Annotated in this window: 17 protein-coding genes and 1 other annotated feature; of the genes, 14 read left to right on the top strand and 3 right to left on the bottom strand. The window is 41.8% G+C overall.

Annotation, left to right across the window (positions count from 1 at the left end):
* The first annotated feature begins 76 nt into the window (after positions 1 to 76).
* From MKZ11_RS02200 to MKZ11_RS02180, 5 genes are read left to right on the top strand one after another with little or no spacing between them, the layout of a single operon-like run.
* On the top strand, positions 77 to 1,216 hold the full coding sequence (locus MKZ11_RS02200; RefSeq protein WP_340792428.1) for a VanZ family protein: 1,140 nt from the start codon (positions 77 to 79) through the stop codon (positions 1,214 to 1,216).
* A 53-nt stretch (positions 1,217 to 1,269) separates the two neighbouring features.
* Complete coding sequence (locus tag MKZ11_RS02195) at positions 1,270 to 2,310, top strand: DUF418 domain-containing protein (RefSeq protein WP_340792427.1); 1,041 nt, start codon at positions 1,270 to 1,272, stop codon at positions 2,308 to 2,310.
* Positions 2,311 to 2,321: 11 nt separating this feature from the next.
* Positions 2,322 to 2,678 (top strand): YxeA family protein, encoded by a 357-nt coding sequence (locus MKZ11_RS02190; RefSeq protein ID WP_340792426.1) that lies wholly within the window; start codon positions 2,322 to 2,324, stop codon positions 2,676 to 2,678.
* Positions 2,679 to 2,730: 52 nt separating this feature from the next.
* On the top strand, positions 2,731 to 2,928 hold the full coding sequence (locus MKZ11_RS02185; protein WP_340792425.1) for a hypothetical protein: 198 nt from the start codon (positions 2,731 to 2,733) through the stop codon (positions 2,926 to 2,928).
* A gap of 58 nt (positions 2,929 to 2,986) precedes the next feature.
* A complete protein-coding gene (locus tag MKZ11_RS02180) occupies positions 2,987 to 4,396 on the top strand; it encodes an alanine/glycine:cation symporter family protein (protein WP_445326970.1) in 1,410 nt (469 codons plus the stop codon).
* Positions 4,397 to 5,043: 647 nt separating this feature from the next.
* Here the strand turns inward: MKZ11_RS02180 and argS are convergent.
* Together argS and MKZ11_RS02170 are read right to left on the bottom strand one after the other, a co-directional pair.
* Positions 5,044 to 6,708, bottom strand: coding sequence for an arginine--tRNA ligase (argS, locus tag MKZ11_RS02175; protein ID WP_340792424.1), 1,665 nt, complete (start codon positions 6,706 to 6,708; stop codon positions 5,044 to 5,046).
* A gap of 55 nt (positions 6,709 to 6,763) precedes the next feature.
* Positions 6,764 to 6,958 (bottom strand) — a binding site (T-box leader).
* A 167-nt stretch (positions 6,959 to 7,125) separates the two neighbouring features.
* The gene (locus tag MKZ11_RS02170) at positions 7,126 to 9,189 is read right to left on the bottom strand and encodes a catalase (protein WP_340796892.1); all 2,064 of its coding nucleotides are present in this window, start codon (positions 9,187 to 9,189) and stop codon (positions 7,126 to 7,128) included.
* A 440-nt stretch (positions 9,190 to 9,629) separates the two neighbouring features.
* Between MKZ11_RS02170 and MKZ11_RS02165 the strand changes: the two genes are divergently transcribed.
* Together MKZ11_RS02165 and MKZ11_RS02160 are read left to right on the top strand one after the other, a co-directional pair.
* The gene (locus MKZ11_RS02165) at positions 9,630 to 9,776 is read left to right on the top strand and encodes a hypothetical protein (RefSeq protein WP_340792423.1); all 147 of its coding nucleotides are present in this window, start codon (positions 9,630 to 9,632) and stop codon (positions 9,774 to 9,776) included.
* A 35-nt stretch (positions 9,777 to 9,811) separates the two neighbouring features.
* A complete protein-coding gene (locus MKZ11_RS02160) occupies positions 9,812 to 10,315 on the top strand; it encodes a YndM family protein (protein WP_340792422.1) in 504 nt (167 codons plus the stop codon).
* A 108-nt stretch (positions 10,316 to 10,423) separates the two neighbouring features.
* Here MKZ11_RS02160 and MKZ11_RS02155 read toward each other — a convergent pair whose 3' ends face one another.
* A complete protein-coding gene (locus MKZ11_RS02155; RefSeq protein WP_340792421.1) occupies positions 10,424 to 11,335 on the bottom strand; it encodes an SDR family oxidoreductase in 912 nt (303 codons plus the stop codon).
* 114 nt (positions 11,336 to 11,449) lie between these two features.
* Here MKZ11_RS02155 and MKZ11_RS02150 point away from each other — a divergent pair, with 114 nt between their 5' ends.
* From MKZ11_RS02150 to ric, 7 genes are all read left to right on the top strand, one after another.
* Positions 11,450 to 11,623: a hypothetical protein gene (locus MKZ11_RS02150; protein ID WP_340792420.1), complete on the top strand. Its 174-nt coding sequence runs from the start codon at positions 11,450 to 11,452 to the stop codon at positions 11,621 to 11,623.
* A 154-nt stretch (positions 11,624 to 11,777) separates the two neighbouring features.
* Positions 11,778 to 11,942, top strand: a complete 165-nt coding sequence (locus MKZ11_RS02145; protein WP_340792419.1) for a hypothetical protein — start codon at positions 11,778 to 11,780, stop codon at positions 11,940 to 11,942.
* Between the two features lie 251 nt (positions 11,943 to 12,193).
* On the top strand, positions 12,194 to 14,416 hold the full coding sequence (locus MKZ11_RS02140; RefSeq protein ID WP_340792418.1) for a ribonucleoside-diphosphate reductase subunit alpha: 2,223 nt from the start codon (positions 12,194 to 12,196) through the stop codon (positions 14,414 to 14,416).
* Positions 14,401 to 14,841 (top strand): flavodoxin, encoded by a 441-nt coding sequence (locus tag MKZ11_RS02135; RefSeq protein WP_340792417.1) that lies wholly within the window; start codon positions 14,401 to 14,403, stop codon positions 14,839 to 14,841. Before MKZ11_RS02140 ends, MKZ11_RS02135 begins: the two co-directional genes overlap by 16 nt.
* A complete protein-coding gene (locus tag MKZ11_RS02130; protein ID WP_340792416.1) occupies positions 14,820 to 15,857 on the top strand; it encodes a ribonucleotide-diphosphate reductase subunit beta in 1,038 nt (345 codons plus the stop codon). Before MKZ11_RS02135 ends, MKZ11_RS02130 begins: the two co-directional genes overlap by 22 nt.
* 602 nt (positions 15,858 to 16,459) lie before the next feature.
* Positions 16,460 to 17,722 carry a group II intron reverse transcriptase/maturase gene (ltrA, locus tag MKZ11_RS02125; protein ID WP_340792415.1) on the top strand — a complete coding sequence of 421 codons (1,263 nt, stop codon included), beginning with the start codon at positions 16,460 to 16,462 and terminating at the stop codon, positions 17,720 to 17,722.
* Between the two features lie 1,281 nt (positions 17,723 to 19,003).
* Entirely contained in the window at positions 19,004 to 19,702 is a 699-nt protein-coding gene (gene ric / locus MKZ11_RS02120; protein ID WP_340792414.1) for an iron-sulfur cluster repair di-iron protein, read from the top strand.
* Positions 19,703 to 19,952: the final 250 nt, after the last annotated feature.

Below are 19,952 nucleotides of genomic sequence, written 5' to 3'. Positions count from 1 at the left end.
ATTGGGTGCCATTTCCGATAAAAGGGATTCAATTCAGGAATACGTTAGAGGTAATGGTTAGGAAGGGGGGGATTAATTGCAAACTCATATCATGCCAATTTTCATCGCATTTATTGTCTGTTTTATGCTCGCATCATTTTTGACTTTGCCTTGGGCAATCTACCAATACCGAAAATATGGGTACATTAGTTTTTGGCGCACGTTGTTGATAATCAGTTTTTTATTTTACGGTTTAAGTGCCTTCTTTCTTGTGATTTTACCTTTACCAACAGTTAGGGATAATTGTCAATTTGCGGATCCGATAATGTCGTATATGCAATTACGACCGTTTCAATTCATCCAGGACATAGCACATGATACAGGTGTAGTTTGGTCAAGGCCCTCTTCATATAAATCATTGGTTGGGGCTCTCTCGGTGTATCAAGTCGTATTTAACGTACTCCTATTATTTCCAGCTGGCGTGTTTTTACGTTATTTATTCAAAACGAAGGCCAAATGGTTTTATGTGATTCTGATAGGATTCGGCGTGTCCTTATTTTTTGAAATTACGCAGTTAACAGGTGTTTTCGGGATTTTCACATGTCCATACAGACTGTTTGATGTCGATGATCTTATGGCGAATACACTCGGCGCATTTCTCGGCTTCCTTTTTGCACCCCTGTTCTTAGCGCTTATTCCTTCAAGGGATAAGATAAATGAACAGGATGAAACGCATATGAATGAAGGACAATCGACCATAGGTGCACAACTTTTTGGACTTGTTCTGGACATCATTCTAGTTAGGTTCATTACGGGGGTTGTTATGAGCTTGATGAAATGGACAGGTATGTTCACCGAATTTGCGCTCTTTACGGTTGTCCTATTTGTGGGGATTGTAATTGTACCGATGATTTGGAAGGGCTATACACTAGGTTCAAGAATTGTTCGGATGAAATTACAGCCCGAAACGACCAAATGGTTTACTAGTTTAAGCAGACGATACCTTGCGATTTACTTGCCTTATTTCTTCAGTGGACTTGCAGGTGTAGCAAATCAGTTCGCAAGTCAAGCAGAATTACTGTTACTCCTTTTCTCAATCGGTCTTGTTTGTTTATCAGTGCTTTTATGGATGACTGTAATCGGACATATACTGATTCGTTGGATAAAAAAAGACAAGCCACTTTATTTTAATGAGTATAGCAATATAAATTCTTTAAGAAGACATACAAAAAATTAAATGAATAAAGAAGGCGAAATTCTTATTGTACCTGTAAGAAAGAGGAATGTTGAATGAACCCATCAATCGCAAAAAAAGAAAGAATTATATCATTGGATATTATCCGTGGAATCGCATTGTTTGGTATTATGCTGATTAACATACCTGCTTATAAAGTTGTTATGGAGGGTGATATTCTCCCCGTAAATACTGGGATGAATCATTATGTAGATATGCTCATTCATATCTTGGTGGAAAAGAAATTCTTCTCCATATTCTCCTTCCTGTTCGGTATCGGTTTCTACATTTTTACATCACGTGCCCAGCAGCGTGGAGATAAGCCAAGATGGCGTTTTGTTCGCCGTTTGCTGAGCTTATTGGTACTCGGTATTATTCACGCAATCATATTTTGGGGATCTATTTTAGCAGCCTATGCTGTTATCGGATTTCTTCTCCTCCCATTTTACAGGGTGCAAATCTCGACCATCAAAAAATGGCTGGCCGGCTTCACTTGCGTTTACCTGATTGCGCTGATTATAGCATTAGTCATTCCGACAATGGCCAGTTCCATGGCTTCACTCGGAAATGATACAGTGCTTGTCTACATTATGTTTTTGGCAGGTTTCTTAGTTGCAAAAGCGGACTGGCCACGACAAATTGGCCGATTGCAAAAGCAAGTCAGATGGATTCAGATTGTGACACTGCCAATCGTCATTGGTTTTTCTGTATGGATTTGGATAGCAAAGCAACAAGGTGTAGATTATGTGGATTTAATCATTTCTCTTGGCACAATTCCTACCGTGCTGTTTTATCTGGCAACGATGTTCTTATTGTTTGAAAATAAGATCATTGTACAACTACTGAAACCTGTAGCTCGCGTCGGCCAAATGGCTTTGACTAACTATGTTGCTCAAAGTTTCATTGCTTTGGCAATCATGTCACTAATGGGCATCAAATTTGCATCGTCAAGTCAGACCGTCTTGATTGCCAGTATAATTTTCATTATCCAGATACTTTTCAGTGTTCTATGGTTTAAATTTTTCAAGATGGGTCCATTGGAGAAAGTGTGGCGTCTTATGACTTATGGAAGAAAAAATTCAACTACGAATAGATAGGGAGCAAAATCATGAAGAAAGTAATCGTAGCAATTGCAATCATAGTTGTTATTATCGGTTTCCTAATAACCTTTAGAACTGTGGGTTTCAATCGATTAGGAACAGAAAGTTATTATGTTCAAATCACGGAAAGTGGTACTAAACTCGAGGACAAATCACCCGGTGGAGAGCTATATGTTCGATACGAATACACACTGCCCGCTTTTGATAAAAAAGGAAATGAAAAAGAGTTTACGTTCACAGGTGGTCACGAATTGCGTAAAGATGCATATTTGGAGTTGTTTATTAAGAAAGGAAAGGAAGTAACTTCTTATCAAGAAGTGGAAAAGGAAGAGATTCCCACGAAGGCAAAGGACAAGCTAAATTGATTTTGATAATTGTAATAAACGTTTAATGATGAGTACCAAGTAGCTATATTAAATGTCTGACATTACAGTGCCCGCTTCAATAGCAATGGGCATTTATGTACTGATTTACATTATGTATGCTGTTCTCACTATCGGTTATTATAAAAAACGGTCAAGGCAGCATTATAATCAAAATGCCATCAGGTTTCACCAAAAACCTGATGGTATTTTGATTTATATAAATATAAAGAATACGGTAGACATTTTTTGATTTGGGGTATATAAATATAACTTAACGTAAAAATAGATTAGAAAGAGGTGGTTTCTCCATGTTTATGGATGCATTAAAATGGCTGGTTGGTCCAGCAAATGATTTTATATGGACGTACATACTGATCGGCGTTCTTCTTTTAATAGGAGCCTACTTTACGATTCGTACGAAATTCGTCCAAGTGCGGCTGTTTGGTGAAATGTTCCGCTTGATAGTTGAGAAAAAAGAAGGCGATGATGGAGTCTCCCCGTTTCAGGCATTCACAATCAGTGCAGCTTCACGGGTAGGTACGGGTAATATTACAGGAGTTGCGCTTGCAATCGGAATCGGAGGACCAGGCGCAGTGTTTTGGATGTGGATTATTGCCATTATCGGGATGGCTACGGCTTTCGTGGAAAGTACGCTTGCGCAGGTTTACAAAGTGAAAGATGGTGATTCATTCCGCGGAGGGCCTGCTTATTATATGCAGAAAGCACTTGGTTGGCGGAAACTCGGGATTGTGTTTGCTATTCTGTTGACACTTTGTTTCGGATTTATTTTCAATGCTGTACAGTCGAATACAATTAGCCAATCATTCAATGATGTCTTCGGCATTCCTGCATGGGTGATAGGATTAAGTCTGGTTTTATTAACAGCGGTCATTATTTTTGGTGGTGTTAAAAGGATTGTTAAAGTTACGCAGACAATCGTACCGGTTATGGCGGTCCTTTACATTCTTGTCGCGGCTTATATCGTTATTATGAATATTACTGAAGTGCCCGCAATGTTTGCATTAATTATTGAACATGCTTTCGGCATCAAGGAAATAGTCGGCGGCGGTATCGGAGCTGCAATGATGCAAGGCATACGGCGCGGGCTGTTTTCAAACGAAGCTGGAATGGGGAGCGTGCCGAATGCAGCAGCTACAGCGAACGCTTCACATCCGGCAAAACAAGGGCTTGTTCAGAGTCTAGGTGTATTTTTTGACACGATTATCATCTGTTCAGCTACTGCATTCATCATTCTGCTGGCGGATCTTTATGGGACTGGAGAAATGGACGGTATCCTGCTGACGCAGGCTTCGATGGCTGTTCATGTTGGAGCATGGGCTCCGTATTTCGTTGCGTTTGCCATCATGTTCTTTGCATTCAGTTCGATCATAGGAAATTATTATTACGGGGAGACAAATATCGAATTCATTAATGCCCATAAATCTTGGATGACAGTTTACCGTTTCGCCGTTCTCGGCATGGTTATGTTCGGTGCAATGGCGAAAGTGAGCGTTGTCTGGAGCATGGCAGATCTATTCATGGGAATGATGGCGCTATTGAACTTATTTGTCATTCTGGTGCTTGGTAAAGTTGCATTCAAAGTGCTCGATGATTTCTCAGCACAACGTAAAAAAGGGCTGAATCCGGTGTTTAAAGCTAGCTCGGTTCCGGGTCTTAAAGGTGCGGAGTGTTGGGAAGAGGAAGATGGAAAGCGTTGAATGACATACGGAATTAAAAGTTGGGAAATTTAGTAGCAAATAACGTTGAGAATACTACTAAAAGAAGCGCTGCCATGTAGGCAGCGCTTCTTTTGTGTAAAGAAAGGAGTTTTTGATTACTTACTTCTGAATTAATGAAACGTTCCAACTAACACGGACGTATAAGTAGTAGAGTTGGTTCAAGTAAAAGGGCAGAATGTAAAAAACTATCTGATTCTAGTAATAAAATCACAGGAAAGTAATGAGGTGCAAAGACTTTGGGCTTTTTTGGGCTAATAATATTGCTTGTATTTGTTTTCGACTTTTCAAAAATGAGAAGTCAAAACGAAACAGTGATTGAACAGAATGAAAAGATTATTTCATTGCTGGAGGAGATTAAGAACAAATAGCCGTGTATTCCGCAACTCTATATGTTGAGATAAAGAATATCCGCTTTGGTGGGTGGCCTCCCCTCGCACCAAAGCGGATTCAATGGGATTCTTTATTTCAACATATATTGAACAAGAAACTCAATTAATTAATGTAATGGATTGCGATGGTGAAATGCCAAATTTAAATGTTTGGCGTTTTCATCATCGCTTTTCGTTGTTTTTATACGCTACACAGAACCTAATGACTTACGAATGATTGGTGTCATTCACTTTCAATCACATCTCCTCAGGCGCCTTCATTCCCAACAATCGGAGCGCCTCTTTCAATACAATTACGGTGCTTGTGATCAGCGCAATTCTGTATTGTAGATGGTTTGTATCGGAAAGAACCTTAACATTCCCATAAAAGGAGCTGAACGTTTGGGCAAGATCAATTGCGTATTTTGCAATGATGGAAGGGTCCAACTCATCAGCGGCACGCTTAACTATATGTGGGAATTGCTCCAATGCTCTAATGATCTCCCATTCGAAATCATTCACGTCATTTACGCTAAATGACTGTATTTCCCCGGCTTTTCTTAACACTGACTTGGCCCGTGCATAAGCATATTGGACATAAGGGCCGGTTTCGCCTTCTGTTTGAAGCATTGTTTCCAAGTTGAATTCGATATCGTGTTTTCGGTGCTGTTTCAGATCGCCAAAAATGATGGCTCCGACGCCGACTGCTTCGGCGACTTCTCCCTTGTTAGCTAAATTCGGATTCTTCGCTTCAATTGTCGCCTCGGCGAGCGAAATTGCCTCATTCAAAACTTGTTCCAGCAAGACGATTTTTCCTTTGCGGGTCGACATCTTTTTCCCGGCTTTCAATATGAGACCGAAAGGAATATGTTGGATATCATCTGCCCATTCGTAGCCCATTTTACTAAGGACCTTCTTAAATTGCGTAAAATGGAGACTTTGTTCATTCCCAACGACATAGAGAGATTTGACGAAGTCATACGTTTCTTTTCTATCGATTGCTGCAGTTAAATCACGTGTGGCATATAATGTCGCGCCGTCTGATTTCATAATCAAACAAGGCGGCATATCCTCATCAAGTTCAACGACGAGTGCTCCATTTGATTCTTGTAAAAGTCCTTTATCCGCCAACTCTTTAACGATTGGTTCCATCTTGTCATTATAGTAGGCCTCGCCGTTATAGGAATCAAAAGTGATACCAAGCAAATCATAAATGCGTTGAAATTCTTTGAGGGATTCCGTTTTGAACCATTTCCATAACGCCAACGCTTCCAAATCTCCATCTTCCAGGGCCTTGAATGCTGCTCTGCCTTCATCATTCAGCGATTCGTCATGCTCCGCTTCTTCATGAAAACGAATATACAGTCTTAGTAACGTCTGAATTGGCGCTAGCTGAACCTCTCGTTCATTGCCCCATTTCCGGTAGGCTGTCAGCAGCTTGCCGAATTGCGTACCCCAATCACCGATGTAATTGATTTTCACAGTCTTAAAACCGTTTTTTTCTAGTAGCAGTGAAATTGAATTCCCGATGACAGTGGAACGCAGATGCCCCATGGAAAATGGCTTTGCGATATTAGGTGAGGACAAGTCAATCGTCACCACGCCGCCACTCCCTACGTTAGATGAACCAAAGGATATTGATTGATCTAGAATTTTCAGCAGTAGGCTACTGGTAATCGTAGAACGGTTCAGAAAGATATTCACATACCCGTTGACGGCCACAGCTTTATGAATCAGTGGATGATTGATGGCTTGTGCAATTTCATCGGCAATAATAACAGGTGATTTTCTAAGTGCTTTTGCGAACGGGAAACAAGGCAGGGCCAAATCTCCTAAATGTGTGTGAACGGGCCTTTCTAACATATTTTTATCCAATGGCACCGGGCTGAATTGTTGAAGCACTTGCAGGACATCTGTTTTCATCACGAACACCCCTTTAATTAATGAAAAAATAAAATAAAAAGCCTTCATCTCAAATTAATGAGACGAAAGCTTAACTTCCGCGGTACCACTCAAATTGCCCGCAATAGGGGCCACTTTCTCATAACGGCGAGACACCGGCTTGGAACAAGCATCTCTGAAGTGCGGTTCACAAGCACTCTTCACCGGGCTCCCACCATCCCCGGTTCGCTGAAAAAGAAGCGGTTGCTACTCTCTTCGTCAATGATATTGTATGTGATCATAGCAAGACGACGAACAAGTGTCAACAAGTAGTAAACAGCGGATATTTGGATGAAAATTCACGTTTAATGGAACAAACGTGTTAGTTGTGAAATTCATGTTTGATTTGGTGACTGTCACCATAATAAATTGCGATTGTCCCCAATTAAGATCACAATACTATTTTCTATCCCAAAAACGTTGCTGAGCGATTGCAGAGACAAACTCATTGCCGAAGTCTTGATTATTTTCGGCAAAAACGATGCCAGCTAAATTATTTTTTTCTGTTTTTTGAAAATAAGACTGACCAGTTGAAGCAACACCAATTGGTTTATAGTGTTTATATGTGTTATTTACATAATACATCATATCTTTCTTGAATTTATCTTGGTTTTCAGAATTTCCTCCAACTACATAAATGGAGTCAAGTAAATATGGACTAGAGGTGAGAAAGGTCTTATTGACTTTGATTTTTGTTCCATCGGCCCCAGTGACTGTACCAAGCCTTTCACTGACTATTTCGATGAAAACCCCATGCTGTTGGAGTGCGTTAATCGCATTTGTTACCTCTTGACCGTTAAAACCATTGCCAATCAATACGCCAACTTTTAACGAATATGCATATTTAGGGGTACTTGCCTGACTAAGGGAAGCGTAACTAGTTGATACCGGGACATTCGTTCCACTTGGACGATCGACACCGATATTATCAGCCACAATGCAAGCCAATTCCTTATCTACATTGACCAACATATCGACGTTTTGCTGGCGGACAGATTCGCTCATTACACTTCCGAGTTGATAGCTAAGCGCTTCGATCGTATGTTGCTTTTCAACTGGAGTCAAGCTATTCCAGAAGATTCTCGGTTGAGTAAAGAAATCATCGAACGATTTGCTCCGTGCCCGTATGGCGTGCCCATCTATTTTTTTCGGATAGGATTCATAGCCGCCTTCTTCCGGTGGCGTCGTGTACGGCGTATTATTCGCTAAAGAGTTTTCGTGATAGCTGACTTGGTCCACATCGATCCGATATCTCATAAAGCCTTGTCTTGTATTATTATGAAACGGACAGATCGGCCGATTGATCGGCAAATCCTGAAAATTTGCGCTGCCGAGACGATGGTATTGTGCACTTTGATAAGCGATTAACCTTCCTTGCAGGACTGGATCATTGGAAAAATCAATTCCCGGAACGACATTGGCAGGGTTGAATGCGACTTGCTCCAATTCTGCAAATTCATTATCGACATTACGATTTAATGTCATTTTACCAATCAGTTGAACAGGGACAATCTCTTCCGGCCAAAACTTCGCAGGATCTAAGACGTCAAAGTCGAATTTGAATTCATCTTCCATCGAAATCAGCTGGACACCTAATTCATATTCAGCATAAGCACCACGGTCAATCGCTTCTCGAAGATCCCGTCGGTGGAAATCCGGGTCTATTCCGCCAATTTTTTGCGCTTCGTCTTGAAGCAAGGAATGGACACCGAGGACAGGTTTCCAAACAAACCTTACAAAGGTTGCTACTCCTTGATCGTTGACCAATAGATACGTATTGATCGACCATGATTCCATCATACGATAACTTCTTAAAATGCCCCGATCCGACATGATCCACAACACCATATGCAGCGATTCCTGGTTATTTGCTACGTAATCCCAGAAGGTGTCATGTGCCCCGGCGGCAGTTGGCATTCCGGTACGCGGCTCGGGTTGATAAGCATGCATGACATCCGGGAATTTCATCGCATCTTGGTTGACTAATACAGGCATGGCAATCGTTGTCAAGTCGTAATTTCCTTCTTCTGTATAAAATTTTACGCCCTTGCAACGTAAATCCCTTGCTGTATCCTTAGAACCTCTACTCCCTTGCACAGTAGAAAACCGGACAAATACAGGAGTCTTTTTCCCGGTTTCCTGTAAAAATCCGGCTTTTGTATACTGTTTCATCGACTGATAACATTCAAACTCACCATGGGCCCCGTAACCTCTTGCGTGAACTTTTCTTTCCGGTATTGGTTCATGGACAAAATGCGTCATTTTTTCAAAGAACTCATAGTCCTGACGCAATGAAGGACCACGTGCTCCGGCCTTCAACTGTTCCGAGTCATTTGATAATTTTTTCGATTGATTTGTGGTCAATGGTTTCCCTGTATTTTGTATGCGGAACTGTTCTAGTTGTTCGTTTTTGCTATTTTCGTCAACAGGTTTTTTGTTTCTTGAGGAGGATTTGTCATCCATGCAATCACCTATCCCATCATTGTTTTTCTCCATCATTAAATCGTATGCATTTTTTTATTAACTTATACCTTTCGGATTTAGTTGTCGAAGAAACACATAGTCAAAAAAAGGTTCGCTATCTGTGCTTATTCCTAGAATAGAGTATGCTGTATAACTCAAATTTGACAGACCGTAGATAAAAGTTCTGCAAAAGTCTTTACTTTTTTCTGCACCCTCCATTAACCATTTCATAGGGTGGTTGCATGAATCAATTTCATAATTACTTGTAACCTTTTTTTGAGAAATTGCGGTAGATAAAAATCCTTGTATCACATTTGCTTTTTTGGGAATAGGCAGATTATACAAATTACCACTACTAGTATAAAAAATACGTTTAGTGACAAATTAATGGTGTTCCAACACGAAGTGGATGAAAAGTTGTGGACAGTAATCTGTCTTTTGTGAACGACTACAAATTCATCCCTGCAACTTCAATTGTAAGTAGAGCTGGAACAGAAGCCCTGCAGGATTTATACAGTCACACTGTACAAATCGTAAATATTAGTTTAGTTGGACATTCTAATCATGTCGGTTTTAAAAAGAAATAAACAAAATTATAACCCAGAATGGAGGAAAGTAACTGATGAAGACGATGACAGCGCTAATAATTAAATTTGTAATGATTACAGTAGTGTTGTGGGTTGTTTTAGGGCTTTACGGAGTTTCGTTTGCAAATATCCTGCTCACAAGTGTGTTATTGACAGGTGTATCGTTTATCGGTGACATGTTCTTGTTACCACGGATAAAAAATATAGCTGCTACAATAGCCGATTTTGGTTTAGCACTTGTTATGATCTGGTTAGTGGGTACGTACTTTTATGACCAGCCCGTTCGCTTAGGTATGGCTGCTTTTATATCTGCAATTCTTATTGCGGGAGGGGAATTCGTATTTCATAAGTATTTACAAAAACAGATTTTCACTGATGAAAAAGTGGTTCCTGAAAAAGACATTAGATCATACCAAAAAGATAACTTGCAGACCGAATTTGGATCAGAGTACGATATCAAGAAGCCAGTTGAAGATAAGCCAAAAGATAAGAACAAAAAATACAGACCTAAAAAACGGAAGAAGAAAAATCCATATTAACCCCCATTTCATGATGAAAACACCAGAATCCTGTTAAGGTCTGGTGTTTTCTGATTGTACAGCATGGTCTTAGGCAATATGGGCGTAAGTTACAGTTATAAACTATTCTTATGATGAAGTGAATTGTCCGCCATTCACATGAAGTGTTTGACCTGTCACGAAACGTGAATCATCGGATGCGAGATAGACAAAGGTTGGGGCAACTTCAAAAGGCTGACCTTGGCGCTCCATTGGATTTCCCGCTTGCGTTACTTCGTCTGCGGAGAAACTTGAAGGGATGAGCGGGGTCCATATTCTGCCGGGTGCAATTGCATTGACTCGAATACCCTGCGACACAAGATTGTTCGCCAAGGCCCGCGTGAAACTGACGATGGCTCCCTTGGTAGCGCTATAATCGATCAATTGATCATTACCTTCGTAAGCTACCACAGAGGTTGTGTTAATGATGGAACTTCCTGCTTGCAAGTGGGGGAGTGCAGCACGGGTTGTATAAAAATAGGAGTAGATATTCACTTTGAAGGTATCATCGAATTGCTGATCACTGATATCCAGCAGACTTAATTGCTGGAATTGGATTCCGACGTGATTGCAAAGGATATCCAGCTTCCCGAATGTACTGATGGTTTGTTCCACAATATCTATGCATTGTTGTTTATCCCTTAAGTCGCCAGGCAAGAGCAGACAACGCTTTCCAAGTTCTTCAATCCTCGTTTTTGTCCGGTTTGCATCCTCGTGTTCATCCAGATACGAAATCGCGACATCGGCCCCCTCTTTTGCAAAAGAAATCGCGGCTGCTGCTCCCATCCCGCTGTCTCCGCCTGTTATGAGCGCGACTTTATTGTTTAGTTTCCCACTGCCTTTATAATTCGGATTTTCAATAATTGGGGCGGGGACCATCAATCCTTCGACGCCTGGTTGGCGCAGTTGGCGTTGCTCGGGCACTGTTATCGGTACTTCTTGATACCTTGTGATTTTTCCGAAGTTCGGATACAGCGGATAATCCTGACTTTCTTTTGTCACAGGAAACCTCCTAAAGTTCTAGATGAACTACATTATGCTAGCAAAGCAATGACAATGAATGACTTTCCTGATTGAGTTCGAATAGGATAGAAAAAGAGATGGAAGGATGTTACTTTGCGGAACGATAGCGTCAAAAATGAAGTAGAAGTATTGCTAATTAATCATTCAGACGAAAAAGTGGATATCATTTATAATTCCAATCCGATTCCTGTGCGAGCACCTAAAATTGGAATGAGGCCGCCTTTTTACTGGAATCCACAATATGTGCACTATTATCCGACTATCTAACGCAAGTGCGTTAGTTATGGAAGGTGACCCAATATATTGTGTCGGTAACAGGGGGAAGAGGATATTTGACATTTTAAGCGAGTTTTATTCCACAATATAAAGGGTGAAAAATGTAGAAAAATGAATTGAGAAATTGGACTGACCGCTGAAAGTAATGTCAGCCCAATTTTTTTTAGATTTTAAATTAATGTTTATAACTTGTGTATCATTTGCAAGAATGACGATGATGACGGTCAAAGCGACACGAGAAAATGACTGTGGATATGTGGATAAGTTATTGATGGTAGGACAAGTAAACTTTCTTCCTATTTACGATTAGACCACAACATGTTAGGGTATGTATAATGATTAAGACACTACATATAGTGTTAGTGGCGAAATTGAACGAAAGCTGTATTATTGACAAATAGGAATTTAGAGTGTCAAATAAGTTCTTGACTACCTAACTACAGCCAACAAATTATCCCTCAGTAAATAAAACTCATAAACGATGGATCTGCCTGAAAAAGGTGGGATTATCGTTTTTTATTGGAAATAGAAAAATTAGGTTTGATAAAGGAGCCGATGAAAATGACAATGAATATTACTAAGACGAGCACTGAGATGCTATTGGAAGATTTGCAAAACGAGTTTGGCGTGGAGGAGATCCGTCCATTGCTTAATGCAAGTGAAAAATGGAATGAACGCCATCCGGAAGCAAGCGCATCAGAATGGACGAAAGCAATGATCTTAGAAACGCTCAGCAATATCGACGAAGTTACGACGTACTGGACATTTGTTGCTGCACGTATCCATCTGCATGACGTTTATAATCGTCAAGAACAGCTGCGTGGTGTAAAGGTCTATACAGACTTTGCAGATAATGTTGCTCGTCTTGTTGAACAAGGATTATACACACCCGTCTTAACGGAAAAATATTCACGCGAAGATCGTGTCATTCTTGGCAATCTAATCGAACCGGAACGGGACAAGTTATTTACATATATCGGATTGAAAACACTTATGGACCGTTACGTCACTGTGGATTTCAGCAAACGATCGGTTGAACTGCCTCAGGAGCGCTGGCTTGTCATTGCGATGACGTTGATGCAGGACGAAACAACTAACCGACTTGAAAAAGTAGCGGAGTCGTACTGGGCGATGAGCAGTCTCTATATGACGGTTGCAACACCTACATTGTCGAATGCTGGAAAACCGCATGGCCAACTGTCGAGTTGCTTTATCGACACGGTCGACGATTCTTTGCAAGGCATCTATGACAGCAATACGGATATTGCCAACTTGTCGAAATACGGCGGCGGCATCGGCGTTTACATGGGTAAAGTTCGGAGCCGTGGCTCATCCATCCGTGGATTTAAAGGCGCATCAAGTGGTGTCCTTCCGTGGATCAAGCAGTTGAACAACACTGCGGTAAGTGTGGATCAGCTTGGACAGCGCCAAGGTGCGATTGCAGTGTATCTCGATGTTTGGCATAAAGATATCTTCACGTTCCTTGACCTCAAATTAAACAACGGTGACGACCGCTTGCGTGCACACGATATCTTTACAGGCGTCTGCCTTCCGGATATCTATATGGAACAAGTTGATGCACGCGGGGACTGGCATCTGTTCGATCCACATGAAGTTCGGACAGTAATGGGTTATTCACTTGAAGATTTCTACGATGAAACAAAAGGTGAAGGTTCATTCCGTGAAAAATACGAAGAGTGTGTCAATCATCCTGAACTCAGCCGTGAAATCGTTCCTGCCATTGATCTCATGAAACGGATTATGCGTAGCCAATTGGAAACGGGAACACCATACATGTTTTACCGTGATGAAGTGAACCGCGCGAATGCGAACAAACACGAAGGCATGATTTATTCGTCGAATCTTTGTACAGAAATCATGCAAAATATGAGCCCGACTCAATTTGAATCTGTCACGCTCGAAGATGATATCGTTGTTACACGTTCAAAACCGGGTGATTTCGTCGTTTGTAACCTATCATCCATTAACCTTGGTCGTGCAGTTCCAGCAAGCGTTTTGGAAAGACTTATTACAATCCAAGTACGCATGCTTGATAATGTCATTGATCTGAATAAAATACCGGTCGTTCAAGCACAACGGACTAACGCTCGTTACCGCGGAATCGGTCTAGGGACATTTGGCTGGCATCACTTGCTTGCCCTGCAAAATATACAATGGGAATCAAACGAAGCAGTGGATTATGCGGACAAACTATATGAGAAGATTGCTTACTTGACGATAAAAGCTTCAATGGAACTGGCTACGGAAAAAGGTTCATATCCATTATTTGAGGGATCCGACTGGCAGTCCGGCGTTTATTTCGACAACAAAAACTACGATTCGAAGGAATGGCATGAACTCCGTAATGACGTGGCAGCAAACGGAATGCGAAATGGTTATTTGATGGCAGTCGCGCCAAATAGCTCGACGTCTATCATTGCAGGATCAACTGCATCAATCGACCCGGTTTTCAAACCGTTCTATCATGAAGAGAAGAAAGACTATAAACTTCCGGTTGTTGCACCTGATCTTAATCACAACACATACGACGTTTACCGCCGCTCCGCGTATATCGTCGATCAGCGTTGGTCGATTAAACAAAACGCAGCAAGACAGCGCCATATTGACCAGGCTATCTCTTTCAACATCTATGTTCCGAATACAATCCGTGCATCCGTTCTGCTTGAACTTCATTTGCAAGCGTGGAAGTCTGGTATGAAAACAACGTACTATACACGTTCAACTGCAACGGATATTGAAGAGTGTGAATGGTGTCATTCTTAATCGTTTACGCATCGTGGAGCGGAAACACGCAAGAAGTTGCTGAAATGATTGAAGAAACGTTAGTGTCGGAAAATATAGATGTTGTCACATATCGAATCGGTGGGGGCACAATTCCGAATCCCCGCCATTTCGATGTGATGCTCTTTGGATCGTTCACGTGGGAGCAAGGCGCAACGCCTGACGAAGTAAAAGATTTTGTAGCAGACGTAGGTTATAAACCGGATAATGTATACGTCTTTGGAACGGGTGATACCCAATTTGGTGGCGATACATTATTTTGCCACGCCGCAGTGAAGTTGGCCCGGTTTTACGGATCAACTTATGAGCCGCTTAAAATCGAACAAAGCCCGCGCGGCGTACAAGAAGAGAAAGTAATTGAATGGTCGAAGGGAGTCATCAGACATTGGAAAAACTTAAACGAGTAAAAGTGCTAGAACCAGCACATCCAAATAAATCAACGGCTATTTTCGGTGGGAAGGCGAGCGGTATCCTAAATTGGAATGATATCGCACATCCCCATTTCTATACATTAAGACAGCAAATCCGTTCACTATTCTGGACGGCAAATGAAGTCGATATGACGCAAGACGTCAAGCAATTTGCGACGCTGACACAGCCGGAGCAAGATGCATTCCTTAAAATCATCGGCTTACTCGCGACACTTGACGGTCCGCAGACGACAATTGCGTTAAAAATGGCGGACTATACAACCGATCCATCTGTTAAATCAATTATGGCTACCATCGCTGATCAGGAAAGCGAACATAATCACAGCTATGCGTATGTTCTTTCATCAGTTACGACACTTAATAAGCAGATGGCTTCATTTGAAATGGGCCGCTCAGATGAAGTGTTATTGAAACGGAATGAGCGTATTGTCGAAGTCTACAACGATTTCGCAGAGCGTCCGACAATTGAATCGGCATTGAAAGCGATGGTCTATACGACGCTGCTTGAAGGCTTATTTTTCTATAGCGGTTTTGCATTTTTCTACAATCTGGCACGCAACCAAAAAATGGTCGGCACATCGACAATGATTTCGTACATCAACCGTGATGAGTTGCAGCACGGTAAAGCGATCAGCGATATATTCCGTGCAGCACTTGCGGAAAATCCTGAACAGAATACAGATGAATTTACAGCTTGGATTTATGATCAGTTCAAACATTCCGTCGAACAGGAAGTTATCTGGAGCCGTTATGTGCTTGCTGATATCGAGGGCATTGACTTGGCCGAGATGGAAGGGTACGTCAAATACCGTGCGAACAAAATGCTTCGGATGCTAGGACTCAGTGAAATCTATCCAGAATTCACTGATAATCCGATGAAATGGATTCGCGCATATGTAGATAGTTTTGATGATACGAAAACCGACTTCTTCGAACAATCTTCACGTCAATACGTTAAAACAAGTGATTTGAACGGCTTCGACGATCTATAATTTAAAGTCTTACAAAAGCGTACACGAGGTATCTCGTGTATGCTTTTTTAAGTGCGCCCAGCATGGGCGTAGTCTATAGGGTGCAAGTCCCGAACTGTGAAGGCAGAAGTAACAGTTAGCTTAACGCAAGGGTGTCCATGGCGACGTGGAATCTGAAGGAAGCGAGCGGCAAACCTCCGGTCTGAGGAACACGAACTTCATATAAGGCTGTGTATGATTGGGTGAGTTTGCTTAACAAAACAAAGCCCTTTCTGCCGAAGGTCATATGCAGTAAATGAAGCAGATAGGTGGAGGGAAAGACTACGTTCTTACCTGGGGAGGTCTGATTGAAACGCCGAGTACACTTGGTAACCTACTCAGTGATGGGTAGCTGAACAATCAGAAGTCAGCAGAAGCCATAGTACCATTCGAACTCGAGCAGAATGGGAAGGGCTGAACAATTAAGAGAGAACAACATCTTGGCATTCAGTAACCTGCGAAGAACACAGATAACCGATAAGGCATGCTTGAAGGAGGAAGTGGTGAATCCCATGGGGGACTTCGAGATGGTGGAGCAGAGCTGGCATAAGAAGAAGCGTTGTTCACGGAAAGAGGCGTAACCAATGTTGATGGAACGAATACTGTCGCGTGAAAATCTGCTTTCTGCCCTGAAACGGGTAGAACGCAATAAAGGGAGCCATGGTGTAGATGAAATGCCCGTACAAAACCTACGAAAGCACATCTTGGAACACTGGGAATCCATGAAAATGGAACTTCTTGAGGGTACTTATAAGCCGCAACCTGTCCGCAGGGTCGAAATCCCGAAACCTGACGGTGGCGTGCGGTTATTAGGTATCCCTACCGTGACGGATCGTCTCATTCAGCAAGCCATTGCCCAAGTATTAACTACTTTGTATGATCCAACGTTTTCAGAACATAGCTATGGATTTCGACCAAAGCGAAGCGCCCACGGCGCAATAAGGAAAGCGAAAGGATATATGCAGGAAGGTAATCGGTGGGTAATCGATATAGACTTGGAGAAATTCTTTGACAAAGTGAACCATGACAGGTTAATGGGAACACTTTCGAAACGAATCGAAGACAAACGTCTGCTTAAGCTAATCCGTAACTATTTGAAATCAGGAATTATGATAAATGGTATCGTGACAACCAATGAGGAAGGTACGCCGCAAGGTGGCCCACTCAGTCCATTACTTTCCAATATTGTCCTTGATGATCTAGACAAAGAATTGGAGGAAAGAGGACATAAATTTGTCCGATACGCTGACGACTGCAACATCTATGTGAAAACAAAGAAAGCAGGAAATCGAGTCATGGGTTCTGTCACTTCGTTTATTGAAGGAAGGCTTAAGTTGAAAGTTAACCTGAATAAATCTGCGGTAGACCGCCCTTGGAAGAGGAAGTTTCTTGGATTCAGCTTTACTTTACATAAAGAACCAAAGGTTCGGATTGCCAAAGAAAGTATGAAACGGATGAAGAATAAAATCCGAGAGATAACCTCTAGGAAGAAACCCTATCCGATGGATTATCGAATCAAGAAACTAAATCAATACCTTATGGGGTGGTGCGGTTATTTTGCATTGGCGGATACGCCAAGCGTTTTCAGAGCTTTCGATTCATGGATTAGAAGAAGACTTCGAATGTGTATGTGGAAAAACTGGAAGAAACCAAGTACGAAGGTGAGGAAGCTCATTGGATTAGGTGCGCCGAAAGATAAGGCATACGAATGGGGTAACTCGCGTAAAAGTTACTGGAGAATTTCTAAAAGTCCTGTATTACATAGAACCCTCGGAAACTCCTATTGGAGTTCCCAAGGGCTCAAAAGTCTACTATCACGTTACGAAATTTTGCGTCATCAATCTTAATTGAACCGCCGTATACCGAACGGTATGTACGGTGGTGTGAGAGGTCGGGAGTTAATCACTCCCTCCTACTCGATTACTGTATATCAGATTCGTTTATTAACTAAATTTAATCATAAAGTGACTGCTTACTCTTTCTTTATAGTATTTTCTCTTCGAATTTAGGGTACTTTCAACCCCTATAGAAAGGTAGTTATTCTTTCAACTTCGGAAGTATATATGCTGAATAAATGAATACGGCGTATGCGCTTTATAAGGGCTTTTGGGAGGTCGCTGAAAAAGAACTAATACTTGGAGTTAATTGGAATTACTACTAATGCCGCTTCGGCGCTTTGTGGATGCCTTCCCCGATAAGCCAGAAAGGAGAACACTTTCAGTCTTATCGCTCCGGCTACCACGAAGTCGCTCCTTCGCTGGATGGTCTATTTGAGAAAGCACATTTTGTTATTTGTGGTGAAATCTGCAATCTGGCGTGACGTAAATCGAGCGGATGTGATCAACGAATGTCCCAATACACGAGGATAGAATTAGAAATCCTGCTAATATCGCTTCGACGCTTTGTGGATGCCTCCCGCGAGAAGCCGGAAAGGAGAGCGCTTTCAGTCTTATCGCTCCGGCTACCACGAAGAAGCGTCTTCGCTGGATGGTCTATTTGAGAAAGCGCATTTTGTTATTTGTGGTGAAATCTGCAATCTGGCGTGACGTAAATCGAGCGGATGTGATCAACGAATGTCCCAATACACGAGGATAGAATTAGAAATCCTGCTAATATCGCTTCGACGCTTTGTGGATGCCTCCCGCGAGAAGCCAGAAAGAAGAGCACTTTCAGTCTTATCGCTCCGGCTACCACGAAGTCGCGCCTTCGCTGAATGGTCGATGTGAAAAAATATATTTCATTAGCTGTGATGAAATCTGCGACCTGAAGTGAATCTTTCTTGACTATAATTATAGATGTTGAACTAGTGAATGCGGTGTATAAACTGAGCGAAGGCGCCTTAACAGGGGTAGCCGAAGCCATAAGACTGGCGGCGAAGCTGCTTGGCTTATGGCGGGAGGCATCCCCTAGCGCCGTAGCGGTTCAATGGAATTCTTTATTTCATCATACGTAGACTATTATGCTATTCTTACTGGTGCTTTATGTGAAAAAGTGGTTAATCAACAGACGTGACTTTATATATCGTCTATTTCTTAAGTAGGGAAAGCCCTACTATTACTCGTTAACACAACAATCTATAGTTAAAAGCAAGTACCATTCTCGCCAAAAAGAATGTAGGAGGAAAACGAATGAGTCAACTCGCACTCGACACTCAAGTTTCCGATATTGTCACAGCACTTCCTCAAAGTGCTGATTTGTTCAGAAATCTGCGCATCGATTTTTGCTGCGGTGGAAAAGTGGCCCTCAAAGAAGCCGCAGAAAAACGCGGTCTTGATCCAAAGGAAGTGTTAACGAGTTTAAAAGAGATGGAACAGAAGCGTGAAATGCGTGAAAGCATTCATCCATCTTCATTCGGCAATAAAACATTGATTGCTTATATTCAAGAAAAGTATCATGCAGATTTACGGGAAGAATTGCCTTTGCTGGCCCCTTATATAATGAAAGTTGCTCGTGTCCACGGAGGGAAGTATCCTTATCTGTTACGTGTTCAAGAAATCTTTAAAACATTGCGCACCGAATTGCTTGATCATACAGATGATGAAGACAGAAATGTATTCCCGCTCATTCAAAAGTTCATGGAAAATCCAACGCCGGCATTAAAAGAAAAATTGAAGCCGCATGTATTCGAACTCGAGGAAGAGCACGACAACGCAGGGAAGCTGCTGAAGGAATTGAGAGATATTACCGGCGATTTCACTCTTCCGGAAGATGCCTGTGGGACATTCCAGATTGTCTACAAACGGCTCGAACAGCTTGAAAAAGACACATTCGATCATGTTCATCTCGAAAATAATGTGCTATTTGATCGCGTACGAGCTGCAATATGATTCGATAAGATGTCAAAAGCCAAAGTGGATGGTGGCAGAAAAAGTCACAACATGTATATGGAAAGTCGAAATAGGCCGTTTTATCATGTCCAATGCGGATAGATAAAGCGGCCTTTCATATGAGTAAGGGTATTCCCCATGGTAAATAGGAACATCCCTACTAGGAAGACTCCTAAACTATACCTACAATTAGTAGTATATGAATGAACAAATCTCTGATTCCCGTCATTGATCGTTAGGTATTCTGAAA

It is taken from the genome of Sporosarcina sp. FSL K6-1508, assembly GCF_038007465.1.
Taxonomy (GTDB): domain Bacteria; phylum Bacillota; class Bacilli; order Bacillales_A; family Planococcaceae; genus Sporosarcina; species Sporosarcina psychrophila_B.
This window is presented reverse-complemented; position numbering and strand designations above follow the sequence as displayed.